Here is a 16,358-nt window from a genome sequence, read left to right as displayed (position 1 = left end):
TTAAATTAATAAATTATTTTATCCTGTAATTTTTCTTATCTATCATTATATCAAGTTTGTTTTGGTTTATCAAAATTTTTATTGATATAAAATGAATTTGTGAAAAATTTCTAAAGTTTATGCCATTTTATTTCTATTACTATAACCAAATTCTTCTATTAAAAAATTTTCAATCAGATTACTTTTGTTTTCCTTTTTTCTTTGTTATAATCATAATTATTAAATATATTTTAAAGGAGTGTATATTATGATTTCCAGAGGAGAATTAATAAAAAAATACAATGTTACTTTAGATACTTTACGATACTATGAAAAGAAAAAACTTTTAATCCCTGAATATACCGACCCGGAATCTAAAAGGAGATATTATTCCGATACCCAGCTTCATTTCTTTTACTTGATTCAATGCCTCAAAGCCTCTGGACTATCTACAAAAGAAACCACTGAATTTTTAAAACTCAAGGAAGAATGTCCTGTAAATTCTTCTACAAAGAACTTTTTATTAGGCAGAATGAATATACTAGAGGATCAGATTCAGTCTATCCATGGCTATTTAAATATTTTAAACAGTATTGTTGAAACTATAGATGCTGAAAATAACCTTTTAGAAAAACCTATCATCAAAACACTGCAAAAGCGAAATATAGTCTCCCTTAAATTAGATATGAGCCTAGACAACCTCAGTCAGAAAAAAATTATGGAAATTGAGTCTCCTCAATTGGTTAGACAATTTTTAAATACTTCAGGTCTCACTTTTACTTTCAAAGAAAATAAACTTTGGGCTGACAACTATTTTTTATTCCCCGTTGAGAATATAAAAAGTGAGGAAACAAATATAATGTCTGAGGGAAGATATTTTTGTGTACAGTTTAAAGCTAATATGAAAGATGAGAAAGATCTTCTTAAAACTATAGAAGAAAACATCATTCACGAACTGTCACTCCTAAAAGAACAAGGTTTAGAACAAAATGGCCCTGTCTACCTGATCTCTATTTCCAGTACCATTACAGCAAAGTCAGATAAAGACTGGATCTTTGAGATCCAGATACCTATAAAATAGATCTAAAAAAGGAGGGGACCCCTCCTTTTTTAGATCTATTTTACCTTTAAATTTTTTTATTTTAGAATTTTTGTGTAAATCCTAACTTATAGAATAACCTGTCATTGGTTACACTATTTCCTTTTTTTATCCCTGCATTTTTATGCACTTGGTAGTAAACTTCTGAGTACATAGCAAACGTTTCTGATACTGGGAAGTCTGCCTTTATTCCGTATCTGTTTCTTTTATTGCTGTACTTATCAAATTTATTATCCCCGTTTCCTTTATCATTTCTGGAAAGACAGAATCTTGCATATGGTCCTGCTTTTACACCATTTTCAAATTTATAGTCATAATATGCTCTGGCTTCCCAGATATTTCTTTCAAACTTATCTTTCTCAATCTCTCTTTCATTATAAACACCAAAAGCTACATCCTGGTTATCCGCCAGCTTATACTTAGCTCCTAACTCTGCCTCATAGGAAAAACTCTTATGTTTATAACTGTCTTTATGTCCTGTCTTAGTTCCATCTAGATTAGTCCAGTCATAAGCATCCCCTTTTTTTGTTCCAGGGTTGATCAACCCTTTGAAATAAACAGTTACATCCTCATTTACAGTGTATTTCATATTGGGATTGATTCTGACAAAGTGCATCTGGTCTTTGGATTGTTTAAACTTATAGTTTTCATATCTGTAGGCGATCTTTGGCATAAATGAGAAATTGCCCTCAGTCCAGGTATACCCTGTGAAGATCTCATATCTATCCCTTCCGTCTCCCTTGCTGAGACTTCTGTCATCTGCGTTATAAAATGCTGAGTTATTCAGATGAATCCTTGTAGTTATCTTAGTCCCCACATAAAAAGATGAGTCCTCCATTGGGAATAATGTACCTGTAATTGCCGGTAAGATCATATCTCCGTTGTTGAAAGCATTTGAGTTATTCTCTCCCTCCATGGACATCCCCCAAGACCCGGATATTGCCATAGCACCTGTAGAAAGCGCTGTCATTAAACTCATTAATAATAATTTCTTCTTCATTCCTTTTTTCCTCCAAATTAAATTTTATTGATATAAATAAATTCTAATTCATGGTGTAACACCATGTTCAAGTTTTTTCAAATAAAAAAACCTTCTTAAATAAATAGATACTATCTCTACTCATTCAAAAAGGTTTTCCTTAATTTTATATAATATTTAGTTTATCTTATATTCCGATCCCAGCTTACCTGTGGTATTCCATATTCTACCGGATAAGCCAGTATCCTCTTTGATTCTCTTTGCAATTTTATTCATTATATCCAGCGAACGCTCAGTATGCATCTCCTCAGTCATATTTTTATAACTTACATCATCACCAGCTAACAGCTGCTTTTTTACATTTTTAAGGGTCCCGTACAGATACATCTTATCATCATCTAACACGAAGAATAATGTCAGTACATCCCTTCCTAATAAATAATCTACACCTATAGTCAATGCCTGATCTGCAGCTGATTGATTTGATTCTGGCTCAATATCCTTTACGGCTTTTACTACCTTATATTTTTCTGTTGATTCCTGGCTGACAACCTTCATTCCCTCTTCAGTCAGTATTTTCTCCACTACATCCAACATCTGCTCATCACTTAACTTTGTTTTCTTCACATCAAAGGTAGTCCTTGTAGCCACCACATTACTGCACCCTGTAAATACAACCATCGATAAGACAACCAATAACATACTAATTTTTTTCATTACTTTCATCCTCTTTCCCTCCAAAATTTTATTAATATAACCATAGATTACCATTTGGGCTAAGCCCAAGTTCAAGCTTTTTTAGACACCTTTAACCGTATTTAAAATAGAACCTTCCAATTGATCCAATAAATTGTATTTTTTCCTATACTGTCCCCTTTTCTTGCTGGCAACTTCAAGGATATCCTTTCTTTCAAGTTTTTTCGGCAGCAGCCATAGACCTGAGTTCAAAATCTTCCCGTTTAAAGACTCCCAGAATTCATCGTAGCTGGAATGAATAGTTCTTTTTCTTTTATATCTTTTTGCACCATAGACATGCTGGGCATTTCCCACGCAAACCTTTTCAATCTCCATATCCAATGTTTTTTCCAGGAAATAAAGAGATTCCATGACCACTTTCTTTGGAAAAATTCCATACATACTTTTAGTAGCAGCTTTTATTATATTGTGATCTACATTCCTACCAGCTCCCTGGAGCCCCCCTACAAATATTCTGAACCCATCTTTAACTTTCTGGAGACTGAATGTCAATGTGGAAAGAACAACCTTATCTGAATTGGTCAGTATCAAATTGAATTCCCCTTCCTTGTCATAGTGGGGGTAGAGGGCCAGATTTATTTCAAACACTTCCTCCTTGTTGCCTCTGATCTCTCCAATTTTTATCTTTCCATCTGTATAGAGCCTCTCCCTCATCCCAGGAGATAAATATTTATCTATAAATCTGTAACTGTCCTTTATAGTTTTTATTTTTTCCCCTACCTTAAAAGAATTAGATAAGTACGGCCGATGGATCTTACTCATTAAGATAGGATATTCAAAGACCCTTGCTGAAAGGTAGTCATGATTCCTAATGAAATCTGTCAGTTCTGTCATCCACGGGTAAAAAATCATAGTTCTCAGGGAAAACCTGATCTTCTTTTTCCTTGTATTCAACTGCCCCTTCTTACTCCCCTGTTTGATTAATTTATAGTAAAATTTTATGTTTTTCATCTACATCCTTCTCCTTTTCTACCCCGTAAAATTTAATTTTATAAACTTTTGTATTTATAGACCCTTCTCATCTGATGTTTTTAATATAACCTATAATAATTCATGGTCTAAGACCACGTTCAAGCTTTTTTTATTATTTTAAAAAAAATTTTAAACTTTTTTCCTGCTTTCTCCGACTAATTAATAGAAGCAAATGAGAATAATAATTTTTTCGTTTCTTTCTTTCCTTAAATAATAAAATAAAGACCTCTTGACTGTACGACTATTACAGCTGGGAGGTCTTTTATTTTTTTGGTTTTACTGTAAAAAATCAATAACACTTAATACGAAAACAATTATAATCAAAATAAGAAAAAAAGGCATAAGCCTTTTTTTCTTATTTTTTATAAATCGAATCTATATCCAAGTCCCAATGTTACCCTGCTATGGTCTGCCTTTAATTTCTTACTTACTCCTTCTGCTTCTATTTTCATTTTACCTTGGTTTACCTGGTAAGACAGGTCCAATACGAAATTATTGTAGTCTATTCCTGCACCAACTGAATAGTATAATCCATTACTTACACTATTTTTCTTAGTCATTATTTCATCACCTTTTAAATTGAATGAATATCCCAAATTAGCTTTTACAAATGGCTTAACTTCCGTTCCCATATCAAACTGATATTTAGCTGTCAGGTATAAAGGTACTGATTTAAACATTTGTGCTTTTTCATAACCTGTTGGCCCTACAGAATTCCCTTGTAATGTAGATTTATTCTTAGCATGACTTTGGTAAGCTACACCTAATCCTAGGAATACGTTATCTTTTACTTCCTGCATTCCTTCAATAGCTAATTCATAACCTAATCCAGAAGTTTTACTTCCCTATAAATCTGCACTTTTCCCTTCATAAGAAACACCTTGTGATTTGTAAGCTCCCGCAAAAGATCCACCTACTCTGGTTTCTACCACTGTTCTTCCTGCTGCCATTACCGATGTTGCCATTGTTAAAGCTGTTAATCCAATTAATACTTTTTTCATCTTCTTCCTCCTAAATATCTTTTATTTTTTTCTATAAACCATTCTAAAACATGGTGTGAAACCAGCTTCAAGCTTTTTTTGTTTTTTATCAAAGTTTAAGTTTTTTTTAGCAATACAACCTCTGTATCTTATTCCCATTCCTTAATAAAAAAATACCACTATAGATATAGTGGTATTTTTTAAGTATCTAGAATATCCTTCCATCGATATTAAAGAATGGGAATATTGGTAAAAATCCTGTCTTAGCCATATTTATTAATCCTAACTGTACCCCTGTGAGGTCATCTGTCTTGTTGAATAATCCCATTTGAAATGCTGAACTTTGAGAAATATTAACCGTTCCCAGATCAACTGTTGATCTGCCTTTTGAATAGTTAACAAATCCATACCGGACACCTTTTACATCCTTTGATACATTAACAAGTCCCCATAAAAGTCCTGTAGAATCTCCCTTATGAATATTAACAACGCCAATCCCTGCCCCTTTGAATGTATTTTCTATTCTATTGGCTCCTAACATCCCAATTTGTAGTCCTTTAAAATTATCAGTATCTCCTAAAGCTACTAAATTAAAATCTACACCTTTCACAGCTTCTGTTTTTCCATAAATCAGATTTAACCTTAGTCCATTTACCTCTTGAGATGCCGGGATCCCTTTTCCTGCAACATTCAATTGTAACCCTGTTGCAAATGACATACTAGATAATAAAAATAGCATTCCTAATATAATTTTTATTTTTTTCACTTTCTTCCTCCTAAATATTTTTTATTTTTTTCTATAAGTTATTCTAAAACATGGTGCGAAACCATGTTCAAGTTTTTTATTATTAATAATTTTTATAAAAAAAATGACCTAATCTATTATGACTAAATCATTTTTTTCATACTATTTTTTCTTAATCTCCATTTTTATCCTTAAAAATAGCCTTACTCCTAATATTTTTTTCTTCATATCTCTTCCCCTCCAATTTATTGATAATCTCTATTATAAAGACATTCTACAACTTGGTCTCATACCACCTTCAAGTTTTTTTCTATTACTAATAAATTTTGTCTATGAAATAAAAAAAAGCGGCTTAATCTATAGATTAAGCCGCTTTTTTTTATTTCATAGGTCCTTATGTTTTATTGAAATTCTTTATATGTTGTTAAAAGAATACCGTCTTTCAAATAGGGTTTTAAAAGCCTCAACCAATTGATAGTCTGCTGTTCAAAGATCCCCTGAGCCATAAGCCGTCTGTCTTCATCCATCTTTAGGTCTTCTGCTATATCCTTATATTTTTCTGGATTACTTCCATATACCAAATTAAGACTCCTATATCCCCTCTGATCATCCAAACTGTGCTCATCCATTAAATCTTCAGAAGAAAATTCTTCTATTTCCAGCCCCTCCATAAAGAAAAGTTCTGCTGCTGAGATAGCCCGTTCTTCCCCATCTTCCTTTGTCAAAATAAGCATAATTATCCCAAAATCATCTACAGCATCTTCCTCTTTTCCCAGAACAGGTATATTTAAAAGATCTACCAGAGCATGGCCTAATTCGTGATAGAAAGTATGTTCTATTGCATCCTTTGCATAGATTTCCCATTCTTTCTTATATTCACCTTTAAACCTTTCCCTGACTTCTATTATAAAATCATAAGTTATAACTATCTCACGATTTTCAGGATTATAGTGTACAGAATCTCCATCTCCTACTGCTACCACTAGTTCTTTTTCTATCTTTATCTCTTTATTTACAGTATCTGTCAGATCTTCAATCACCCTGTTTTTTACCATCCATTCCTTTACTTCTTTCTCTTCCTTTTCAGATGAAGAGGAATACTTTACCTGGACTTCACCGAAAACAACTAGAATATTTAACATAAATAATACCAATACTTTCTTCATTTTCTCTCCCTTAATACTACTCTTTTATTTTCCTATAGAAACCGGATAAAAATCATGCAGTGTTACCGGATGTAGATTCAACCCCTGAATATCTTTTTGAGTTCCTACACTTAAAATTCTGTTATATAACATAACTTCCGCTGCATCATCTACGATAATCTCTTGAGCTTTTTCATATATTTTCTTTCTTCTCTCAGGGTCTATAGAAATTTTCCCTTCCTCCAATAATTTATCTACCTCAGGATTACTATAAAAACTTCTATTCCCTGCTGCTCCCTTTGCTGTTGAGTGATAAACTGCATACAATCCGTAGTCTGCATCACCAGTTACACAGCCCCAAGATCCTAAAAACATCTCATGTTTTCCTTCAGCAGTGTATGTAAAAAACGCTCCTGTTTCATAAGATTGAATAATCAAATCTATACCAATCTCTTTTAATTGAGCCTGTACAATAGTAGCTACATCGCTGTTTGAATTTCCTTCATATATAGTCAATGTTAATGTCAGCCCATCTTTATACCCGGCTTTAACCATATATTCCCTTGCCTTTTCCGGGTTATACTCATATGCCTTTGTTTTATCTGTAAATCCAAAAACACCTGGAGCAAGTGGAGAGGTCGCTACCTTTCCTGCTCCATCTAATACTACGTCCACTATGCTTTGCTTGTCTATAGCATAGTTTATAGCCAGCCTTAAATCCTTATTTTTAAAGACCTCTTTATCATTATTAAAACCAATATATGAATATGAGATCGATGGTTTTTCCAATAACTTTAAATTTTTGTTATTTTTTATATTTTCAATATCAACAGCACCAATAGAAAGAGCGATATCCAATTCCTTCGTTTCCAGACCAATGGTCCTATTAGAAGCTTCCACAATATTTCTCATTACAAGGTGCTTAAATGTTGGAGGAGTCAGAAAATATTCATCATTTCTAACCAAAGTAACTTTATCCCCTGCGTCCCAAGATTCAAATTTATAAGGCCCTGTCCCCACTGGATGCTGTCCATAATCTTTTCCATATTTTTCTATGGCTTTTTTATTTACAATAGCCAAAGCCGGGTGGGACAGGTGAGCAAATAATGGACCAAATGGTGTTTTTGTAACTATCTGTACAGTGTAATCATCTATAACCTTGATCTCCTCCAATGGTGGCAGGATAAAGGCTATCCTTGGTGAAGTCTGCATCCTTTCAAATGAATACTTTACATCCTCTGCTGTAAAATCTTCTCCATTATGAAATTTAACTCCCTTTCTCAATTTAAATTCTACAGTTTTTGGATTGATCTGTTCCCAGCTTTCTGCCAACCCAGGAATAATTTCCATGTCTCCAGTTGATTCTACCAGTCTTGAATAAATTTGCTTGTTTATCCGTAAAGAACTCCCGTCATTTCCCATGTGTGGATCCAACGATTTTGGATTAGCCGAATCTGCAATCACTAGTGTATCTCTAGTTTTTTTAGATACCTCTTCTTTTCCACATGCTAAAAGCAGCAATGACAGTATTATAAATATTAACTTTTTCATACTCTCTCCTCCTAAATACAAAATAATATCCTTATGATATTACTTTTATATTGGAGTATTAGCAAGTTTAATTCCTCGATATTTTCATAGTATTAACCAAAGTCCAACTCTATCTTTTTTTAAAGTGCTGATTCAAATATATATTTAATCTGTCTGTGCTTTCATATATAATCTCCATACTTTTCAGCTCAATAGCTCCTACAACTCCGGTGTCGTAACTCCCGCAGTCTATAGATATCTTTTGATCACTGACAAAGTGGATCTTCCCATCTAAGTTAGGAGTATGCCCATAAACTATAATTTTATCGGTTTTTAAAAGGGGATAATCTATAAAATCTCCCCTTATCCACGTCATCTCATAGGGAGTCTGATCTTCGATGCTTTTTTCTGGATTTATCCCTCCATGTACTATAAAATATTTACCCAGATCAACTGCTATGGGCATATTCTTTATATATTTTAAGTGTTTATTCAAGATATCATATTTTTTCTTATAGGAATCAACTGTCTGTCTCCCTCCATTTCTATACCAGGCAAATAATTCACCCTTTTCAATGGCATTGACCATAAGATCCTCATGGTTACCAAAGGTATGAATTATGTTTAATCCCCTCTCGATCAAATCTTCTATTGTTTCATACATCTTTAAACTTGAAGGCCCACGATCGCAGGAATCACCATTTATAATCAATAGATCCTTTGCTGTCAATTTTATCTTATCCATTAATTTTAAGAATACATTATGATATCCATGGATGTCACTTATAATCCATACCTTGTCATAATCTTCCATATTCAACTTCACTATATTCATAAATCCACTCCTATTTTATCTCATCCACTTTGAATTTTTCCACTATATCAATTCTCAATGTATTTTCCTGTATCTCTCCACTGTATTTTTTTAGATACTCTATGGAGATATCCCTGACTAACTTTATGGTTTTTACATCGTGAACTATATCTACAAATTTTAGATCTGAGATCCCGCTCTGACGTGTCCCGAATATCTCCCCTGGTTTACGGAGTTTTAGATCTTCCTCGGCTATTAAAAAACCATCTGTAGTTGATTCCATAACCTTTAATCTGGATTTAGAGGTATCATTATCTGTTTTGGCTATTAAAAAACAGTAGGATCTATGTTCTCCCCTTCCTACCCTTCCACGAAGCTGGTGCAATCCTGCCAGCCCGAACCTGTTGGCATTGGTTATCATCATAATAGTAGCATTAGGAACATTCACTCCTACCTCTATAACTGTAGTAGACACCAATATCTGGATCTTATTTTTCTTAAACTTAGCCATAATCTCTTCCTTTTCTCCATTTTTCATCCTCCCATGGAGGAGTCCTATCTCAAACTCAGAAAATCTTCTGACCATATCCTCATAGAGTTCTGTAGCAGAGGTCACAGCCAGTTTTTCACTTTCCTCAATAAGGGGTGCTACAACATATGCCTGTCTTCCCTTAACCAATTGTTTTCTGATAAACTCATAGGCTTTTTCCAGATCATTATCCGACTCTATCCACTTGGTCTTTATAGGAGTTCTCCCTGGAGGCAGTTCATCTATGATGGAAACATCCAGATCCCCATAGATACTGAGAGCCAATGATCTTGGAATAGGAGTAGCACTCATGACTAGAAGATTAGCTATCTCACCCTTATCTCTCAATTTTTTCCGCTGCTCCACTCCAAACCTGTGCTGTTCATCTACTACAATCAATCCCAATTTATGAAACTCCACATGATCTTCTATAAGGGCATGGGTTCCCACCACTATATCGATGACTCCCTCCCTTATCTCAGATAGGAGTTTTTCCCTTTTTTTCCCCTTGATACTACCGGTCAGGATCTCTACCCTCACTCCTAATTCAGCCAAGTCATCTACCACTGACAGATAATGCTGGACAGCCAGAATCTCTGTAGGAGCCATAATTACCCCCTGGTAGGAATTCTCCACAAGGTATAAGAGCATTAAAACAGCTACAATAGTTTTCCCAGATCCAACATCACCCTGGATAAGCCTGTTTACAATCTTTCCACCTGCCAGATCTTTATATATCTCTGTGATCACTTTTTTTTGCGCCCTGGTAAGGTCAAATCCCAGGCTGTTTAGGTATTTTTTCACCATATGTCTGTCATCATTTAACTTGTATTTAGAACTGTTATCGGCATCCAATTGAAACCTTTTAGATAATATTCCTAATTCCAATATCAGGAGTTCCTCTACAGCCATTCTGCTCTTAGCTTCCTCTATTTCCCTTAAGGTTTTTGGCAGATGAATTTTTAGGATTGCTTCCCTCCTACCTATCAATTTATATTTTTGGAGTATCTCTTTAGGGATATTTTCCTCCATAAGGGGGATATACTTTTTTATTGTACTCCTTATTATTTTTCGGAGTCCATTTTGAGATAAGTTTCTATTGCTGCTGTAGATAGGTTTTATCTCCTCACTTAATTTACCACTATATTTTCTGTATTCCGGACCCATAATCTGAAAGTTATATCCCCTTTTTACATTGCCGATAAATACATATTCCTCTCCTACCTGAAGGCTTTTCTTTAGATACGGCATCTGGAACCAAACCATATCCAGCATCCCTGTTCCGTCAGTAATACGAGCCACAGTCATGGTCTTACGAGTTTTAGTTTTTCTATTTTCCACCGAGATGATCCTCCCGATAACCACCACGTATTCTTCCGACCTGATCTCACCTATCTTCTTTATATTGGACCTGTCCTCATAGGTTCGAGGGAAAAAACACATCAGATCCATGATGGTATTTATTCCCAGATTTTTTAGGGCAACTATAGTTTTTTCACCTACACCCTTAATATCTAAATTTTCTATTTTATTGTATAAGTTTTTGTACATATCATACCCCTTTTGATACTTTTTTCGAACCACCAGTACTCAATTTATTTCTATTTAGAAAAAATTAAGATGTGGAAGAAAAGTATCTAATAATTCAAGACTATATAAAAATTATTATTCCATATTCAATAAAATTATAAAAAATCAGACCGCAAGGGTCTTCACCATAACTCTATAAAATTTATTCTATAAATTTAAGAGTTGTGAGAGAATCGATTGCAACATTACTTAGCAGGTCGCTTAATATTTTTATAATTTTTCTTTTTATATCCCATTTACATAATTTTTATAATGTCGTTTTTACCCTCTCTCCCTTGACATCGTAAAAATCGTATTTACTAAATATAATTTTTTCGTACTCGTCAATCGGGAGAAAAAACTATATAAAATCCTAATGACAAGAAAGAGTAAACTACTTGATTTCCTTCCCATCTTTATATTCAACTTCCCCCTCTACTTCACCACTATGATAGTAGTAGATCCAGTGACCTTCCATCTTCCCGTTCAGGTAACTCCCCTTTCTCTTTACCTTCCCGTTATAAAAATAATATATCCACTCTCCATCTGGTTTCCCGTCTTTGGAATAACCTCTGCTTTCTATATTATCTCCATCATAGTATAGAACTCCCTCACCTGTATAGGGCTTATCCCCATCAAGGGTATAGATGATTTCCTTTCTAAACTCTATTTTTTTGGCTGATCCTTTATCGCTGCATCCAAATAAAGTTATAACTGCCAATAATATTAATATTTTTTTCATATTTTCACTCCATTTTATTTCTTTTTATTAAGTATACCACAAAGTTTTTTTTAGAATTAGTAACAAAAATTAATTTAATCATATTTTCATCACTTTTTTTAGGTATAATAAAATTAACTATAAATTAGGAGGAGCAAACTTGAAAATATTAATTGTAGAAGATGATTTAAAATTAATGATAATAGTAAAAGATTACCTTGAAAGTGAAGGATTTGAAGTTTTAGAAGCTAAAAGTTATGAAGAAGCTATGAGTCAATACTATACTTCTAAAAATATATCTCTTATTCTATTAGATTTAATGATAGAAGGGAAGAAGAATGGATTTGATATATGCACAGAAATAAAAAAAATTAGTGAAATCCCTATTGTTATGATAACTGCTAACTCAAATGACAAAGACCAGTTAATGGGCTACAAATTGGGCATAGATGAATATATAATAAAACCATTCAACCCTCAAATACTCATAGCAAAAATAAAATCTATTTTAACCAGAGTATACGGTGAAGATACATTTGAGATATTTGGACTTCTTGTCGACAAAAAAAAGCAGCTAATATCTAAAGGTAAAGAACACATAAACTTAACCCCAAAGGAATATAAACTCTTCCTTCATTTAGTCGAGAATAAAAATAAAATCTATTCCAGGGAGCAGTTATTAAATATCATATGGGGATATGATTATTATGGAGACACTAGAACCATTGATACACACATTAAATCACTTAGAAAAAAACTAGGAATAGACGGAATAAAGACCAAATCAAAGGTTGGATACTATTTGGAGGTAAAAAATGAAATTAAAAAATAAAATTTTATTCTCTGTATTTACTGTTTTACTCATAAACTTTATCTTATTATTTTATCTCAATACATCTATGATTCAGATCAGTTACCGTAAACATAAATCTAAAATTTTAGAAAATACATATAATTCGTATAAAAAAAATAACAAATTAGAGGAAGATAACAATGTGATTATTTTAGAATTAGATAACAATGCTGATTTAGAAGAATTTAATAATTCTCTACGATGGGGTGTATATAATAAAAAACTTCCCCTTACTAAAATATGGTTAACACAGGCTAATAGAGGTCTACTTGAAAAGAAGGAAAAGATAATAATTGAATATAGACAGCCTAAGATAAACGCCAGTGCTCTTGTCCTTTATTTTAAAAGTACAGATAATAAAATAATAGCAGTAATCACTCCCCTTATTGAGTTTAATGAATTTTTTCCATATTTAAAAAATATACTATTTATATTTAGTTTTATTCTATCAATTTTAACTGTAATTACCTTAGTATTTATTTTGAGGAAGTTGATAAGGCCACTTTATTTAATAAACGATATATCTCTAGAATTTTCAAATTTAAAATTTGAAAGCCAGTATAACATCAAAACAAATGATGAGTTTGATAGATTAGGAAAAAGTATAAATATTTTAGGAGCTAATTTAAAGACAAACATTGATAAATTAAATTTAAAAATTGAAGAAAAAGAGGAGTTTATAAGAAATGCAGGGCATCAACTAAAAACCCCTTTAGCTATAATCGGAAGCTATGCCTCTGCTGTAAAAGATAATATAATCCCTCATAAAAATAACTTTTATTTAGAAACTATCATAGAAGAATGTTTTAGCAGTGCTAAAGTAATCGACAACCTTCTAACTATATCTAGCTTAGAAGAAGCCAGTGTAGAAGAAATAGTCGATTTGGGAGAAATAATAAAAGAATTAGAGATAAAATATATAAACAAATATTTGGATATAAACTGTATAAATAAAATAGAAAATAACCTTATTTTAAAAGGGGATCAAAGAAAATTAGCGATTGCATTGGACAATATTTTTTCAAATATATTTAAGTTTGCTGACAAGAATGTACTTATTTACTTAAATATAGAAGACAATAAATTATATTTAAATTTTTATAACGATGGAGAAAAAATAAAGAATATAGACAAAATATGGAATATTTTTTATACAGAAAAAGGAGAAAAAAATAAAAATGGATCTGGATTAGGCACCACTATTATAAAAAATATTTTAGACAATTCAAAAATAAATATCACTATAGAAAATTTTAATAACGGAGTCTTATATAAATTAAATTTAACGCAAATATAATTTGTTCAATATCACTTTTTCATCACTTTTTTTTGGTATTCTTAAAAAAAAGGGAGGTCGATATGATGAAAAAAATATTGTTAGTTGTATTTATGATGTTTTCTGCACTTACAACTTTTGGGGAGAGTATCAAAATATACTCTGATAGAGAGGTGTCTTATTTTATAGATACTAATACTCTAGAAATAATGGTCAACAAAGGTAACCATAGTGAGGTATTATCTATAGCTCAGAATAACTTAGAACCAACTAATGTTTTAAAAAACAATAATAAGATTAGTTTTTATAGAAACAGTAAAAATTTTAGTTTCAAAGTTATAAAAAATCGTTTAGATATCTCTATTACCGCTACTAAAACAGACGATAAAATAACTTTTCCTCAGATTTCAAAAGGGGTAGAAAATTTTATTTTACCACTATATCAAGGGCAAAGAATTCCTGCAAAGGATAAAAAGTTGAAAAACTATCTAATTAGTAAGGGGGAAGAAATTTTTAGTGAAAGGTTTTCCATGGCTTTCTTCAGTTCTGAATATAAACATTTTAATGCTATGATAGTAGTTGGAAATATCTTTAATAATACCTATAAATTTACAGGATATACAGTTTAACCTCACCCACACCTTCCCTATTATGGAAGCTCCAAAAACTATATCTTTTAGTATTTATATATTGCCTAAAGATATCAAAGCGATCACTGCTACATATAGAAATTTACTGATCAAAAATAAAAAATTTAAAACATTGGAAGAAAAGGCACAAATAAATCCTAACATAAAAAAATTATACGGGGCTTCTCATTTTTATCTATGGGGATTAGGAGTGATCTCTCCAGAAAATGTAAAAGATCCTAAAGGGCTATATCAGGCCTTTAAAAAAGATTTAAAGATTAAAGAGAATAATATTGCTATAAAAATCTACTCCGGACTAAAAAATTATGATGAAAAAGATGAGTTTATAAATAATTTAAAAACTGAAATAAAGCAATACCATAGCTACAATACAAATATTTTTATAAAGGGGATAAATCATTCTTTGGAACAAAAAAACTTACTCCAGTATCCAAAACAATTCACTGACAGTGATAAAATTTTAAAAAATAAATATGAATTTTATAATAGATATAAAGAATATTTAAATCCCGTGGACAGTTTTGGAGATGGTGTATCTAACTATATTTTAACGGAACTTAAAAATAATAATATAGACAAGGCTTGGCTGGGAGACAATAACGACCTCTATACTATTGGTAACCCTGACGTTGTTAAGCGAGCAAATAAGATGGGGTATCTGATAGGTGTCTACGATTCATATCATACAATTGTCAAACCTGGAGATAAAGCATGGTCAACAGTTGAATTCAATAATCAAAATGCCTATAACAACGATACTATTACAGACAAAAATGGTAAAAAAATTAAGGGGTTCCAGCAGACAGGTAGAAAATTAAATCCATCTACCACAATACCCTTAATAAAAGATCGAATAGATAAAATTTTAAGCAATGGTATGGAGATTAATTCATGGTTTTTAGATGTAGATGCTACTGGTGAATTTCACAATGATTATACTCCAAGCAGGATGTCTACACAAAAAGATGACATGAATGCTAGGATAAAAAAAATGAATTATATTTCTAAAAATTATAATATGGTTTTAGGGTCTGAAAATGGAATGGGATTTTCAAGTAAATATATTGATTTTGCTCACGGAATGACAAGACCTTTGTTTGGATGGGGAGACAAAGATCTCCGTAAAAATAAAACTTCAAAGTATTATCTGGGAAAATATTACTCTCCTACTGGAGGAGTTCCTGCTTTATTTGAAAAAGAGGTTCCATTAAAAGATATCTATTCCTATATTTATTTTAATAATAAATTTAATCTTCCTTTATACCAATTGGTTTACAATGATTCTATTATAACAACACACCACTGGACAATGGGAAGCTTAAAGTTTAAAGGTCAAAGAAAAAACACTTACCTTATGGAAATTTCATATAATATCCCACCTTTATATCATCTGGATAGAAGGATTTGGAAGAGGGACAAAAAATATATAGTTCCCCATGCAGTTTTTTTCTCTAAATGGCATAAAATCTTGGTAAAACTACCTATGACTAATTTTAAATATCTATCTAGTGACAACACACTCCAAAAAACTGAATTTGGAAAGAGATACAGTATCATAACGAATTATTCTACCACTGATAAATTTTATAATGGGGAAAAAATAAAAAAACAATCCCTTATTATTTTAGATCATGAAACTGGAAAAAAAGAGAAATATAGCCCTAAATAAGTTGACATTCCCATCTAAAAAAGGTATCATTTATCTAAAATAATCTATAAAGGAGGTAGCTATTGTGTCAAAAAGATTTACTTGGTGGTGGA

Annotated in this window: 15 protein-coding genes and 1 pseudogene; 5 read left to right on the top strand and 11 right to left on the bottom strand. The window is 32.0% G+C overall.

The genetic code is table 11. The features are described 5' to 3' along the window. The first annotated feature begins 247 nt into the window (after positions 1 to 247). The gene (locus NRK67_10200) at positions 248 to 1,060 is read left to right on the top strand and encodes a MerR family transcriptional regulator (GenBank protein UUV19774.1); all 813 of its coding nucleotides are present in this window, start codon (positions 248 to 250) and stop codon (positions 1,058 to 1,060) included. Positions 1,061 to 1,121: 61 nt separating this feature from the next. On the opposite strand, the gene NRK67_10195 is transcribed toward NRK67_10200, so the two are convergent. From NRK67_10195 to NRK67_10145, 11 genes and pseudogenes are all read right to left on the bottom strand, one after another. Then, positions 1,122 to 2,078, bottom strand: coding sequence for an outer membrane beta-barrel protein (locus tag NRK67_10195; GenBank protein ID UUV19773.1), 957 nt, complete (start codon positions 2,076 to 2,078; stop codon positions 1,122 to 1,124). A gap of 156 nt (positions 2,079 to 2,234) precedes the next feature. Continuing rightward, the gene (locus NRK67_10190) at positions 2,235 to 2,783 is read right to left on the bottom strand and encodes a hypothetical protein (GenBank protein UUV19772.1); all 549 of its coding nucleotides are present in this window, start codon (positions 2,781 to 2,783) and stop codon (positions 2,235 to 2,237) included. Positions 2,784 to 2,855: 72 nt separating this feature from the next. Then, on the bottom strand, positions 2,856 to 3,764 hold the full coding sequence (locus tag NRK67_10185; GenBank protein ID UUV19771.1) for a VirK/YbjX family protein: 909 nt from the start codon (positions 3,762 to 3,764) through the stop codon (positions 2,856 to 2,858). A gap of 383 nt (positions 3,765 to 4,147) precedes the next feature. Next, a pseudogene (locus NRK67_10180) lies at positions 4,148 to 4,597 on the bottom strand (porin family protein). A gap of 33 nt (positions 4,598 to 4,630) precedes the next feature. After that, entirely contained in the window at positions 4,631 to 4,786 is a 156-nt protein-coding gene (locus NRK67_10175; protein UUV19770.1) for a hypothetical protein, read from the bottom strand. Between the two features lie 187 nt (positions 4,787 to 4,973). Continuing rightward, the gene (locus NRK67_10170) at positions 4,974 to 5,531 is read right to left on the bottom strand and encodes a phaC PHA synthase (protein ID UUV19769.1); all 558 of its coding nucleotides are present in this window, start codon (positions 5,529 to 5,531) and stop codon (positions 4,974 to 4,976) included. Between the two features lie 380 nt (positions 5,532 to 5,911). Next, the gene (locus NRK67_10165) at positions 5,912 to 6,676 is read right to left on the bottom strand and encodes a DUF4344 domain-containing metallopeptidase (protein UUV19768.1); all 765 of its coding nucleotides are present in this window, start codon (positions 6,674 to 6,676) and stop codon (positions 5,912 to 5,914) included. A gap of 24 nt (positions 6,677 to 6,700) precedes the next feature. Beyond that, positions 6,701 to 8,206 (bottom strand): glutathione ABC transporter substrate-binding protein, encoded by a 1,506-nt coding sequence (locus NRK67_10160; protein UUV19767.1) that lies wholly within the window; start codon positions 8,204 to 8,206, stop codon positions 6,701 to 6,703. Between the two features lie 109 nt (positions 8,207 to 8,315). Further along, the gene (locus NRK67_10155) at positions 8,316 to 9,020 is read right to left on the bottom strand and encodes a serine/threonine protein phosphatase (protein ID UUV19766.1); all 705 of its coding nucleotides are present in this window, start codon (positions 9,018 to 9,020) and stop codon (positions 8,316 to 8,318) included. Positions 9,021 to 9,030: 10 nt separating this feature from the next. Beyond that, positions 9,031 to 11,079, bottom strand: coding sequence for an ATP-dependent DNA helicase RecG (gene recG / locus NRK67_10150; protein UUV19765.1), 2,049 nt, complete (start codon positions 11,077 to 11,079; stop codon positions 9,031 to 9,033). Between the two features lie 412 nt (positions 11,080 to 11,491). After that, complete coding sequence (locus NRK67_10145; GenBank protein UUV19764.1) at positions 11,492 to 11,839, bottom strand: hypothetical protein; 348 nt, start codon at positions 11,837 to 11,839, stop codon at positions 11,492 to 11,494. A 139-nt stretch (positions 11,840 to 11,978) separates the two neighbouring features. Between NRK67_10145 and NRK67_10140 the strand changes: the two genes are divergently transcribed. The 4 genes from NRK67_10140 (at position 11,979) to NRK67_10125 (ending at position 16,266) form a co-directional block, all read left to right on the top strand. Next, on the top strand, positions 11,979 to 12,650 hold the full coding sequence (locus NRK67_10140; GenBank protein ID UUV19763.1) for a response regulator transcription factor: 672 nt from the start codon (positions 11,979 to 11,981) through the stop codon (positions 12,648 to 12,650). Beyond that, positions 12,634 to 13,968, top strand: coding sequence for a HAMP domain-containing histidine kinase (locus NRK67_10135; GenBank protein UUV19762.1), 1,335 nt, complete (start codon positions 12,634 to 12,636; stop codon positions 13,966 to 13,968). Before NRK67_10140 ends, NRK67_10135 begins: the two co-directional genes overlap by 17 nt. Before the next feature lie 65 nt (positions 13,969 to 14,033). Continuing rightward, positions 14,034 to 14,576: a hypothetical protein gene (locus tag NRK67_10130; GenBank protein ID UUV19761.1), complete on the top strand. Its 543-nt coding sequence runs from the start codon at positions 14,034 to 14,036 to the stop codon at positions 14,574 to 14,576. A gap of 22 nt (positions 14,577 to 14,598) precedes the next feature. Beyond that, positions 14,599 to 16,266: a glycoside hydrolase gene (locus NRK67_10125; protein ID UUV19760.1), complete on the top strand. Its 1,668-nt coding sequence runs from the start codon at positions 14,599 to 14,601 to the stop codon at positions 16,264 to 16,266. Positions 16,267 to 16,358 lie beyond the last annotated feature (92 nt).

The sequence above is a fragment of the Fusobacteria bacterium ZRK30 genome (assembly GCA_024628785.1).
GTDB lineage: Bacteria > Fusobacteriota > Fusobacteriia > Fusobacteriales > Fusobacteriaceae > Psychrilyobacter.
The sequence above is the reverse complement of the archived record's forward strand: the minus strand, read 5'-3'. Positions and strand labels throughout refer to the sequence as shown.

Coding starts and splice junctions, on each gene's coding strand:
- NRK67_10125 (UUV19760.1), top strand. CDS start 14,599: ATGGAAGCTCCAAAAACTATATCTTTTAGTATTTATATATTGCCTAAA.
- NRK67_10175 (UUV19770.1), bottom strand. CDS start 4,786: ATGAAAAAAGTATTAATTGGATTAACAGCTTTAACAATGGCAACATCG.
- NRK67_10155 (UUV19766.1), bottom strand. CDS start 9,020: ATGAATATAGTGAAGTTGAATATGGAAGATTATGACAAGGTATGGATT.
- NRK67_10185 (UUV19771.1), bottom strand. CDS start 3,764: ATGAAAAACATAAAATTTTACTATAAATTAATCAAACAGGGGAGTAAG.
- NRK67_10195 (UUV19773.1), bottom strand. CDS start 2,078: ATGAAGAAGAAATTATTATTAATGAGTTTAATGACAGCGCTTTCTACA.
- NRK67_10200 (UUV19774.1), top strand. CDS start 248: ATGATTTCCAGAGGAGAATTAATAAAAAAATACAATGTTACTTTAGAT.
- NRK67_10165 (UUV19768.1), bottom strand. CDS start 6,676: ATGAAGAAAGTATTGGTATTATTTATGTTAAATATTCTAGTTGTTTTC.
- NRK67_10145 (UUV19764.1), bottom strand. CDS start 11,839: ATGAAAAAAATATTAATATTATTGGCAGTTATAACTTTATTTGGATGC.
- recG (UUV19765.1), bottom strand. CDS start 11,079: ATGTACAAAAACTTATACAATAAAATAGAAAATTTAGATATTAAGGGT.
- NRK67_10160 (UUV19767.1), bottom strand. CDS start 8,206: ATGAAAAAGTTAATATTTATAATACTGTCATTGCTGCTTTTAGCATGT.
- NRK67_10130 (UUV19761.1), top strand. CDS start 14,034: ATGAAAAAAATATTGTTAGTTGTATTTATGATGTTTTCTGCACTTACA.
- NRK67_10190 (UUV19772.1), bottom strand. CDS start 2,783: ATGAAAGTAATGAAAAAAATTAGTATGTTATTGGTTGTCTTATCGATG.
- NRK67_10135 (UUV19762.1), top strand. CDS start 12,634: ATGAAATTAAAAAATAAAATTTTATTCTCTGTATTTACTGTTTTACTC.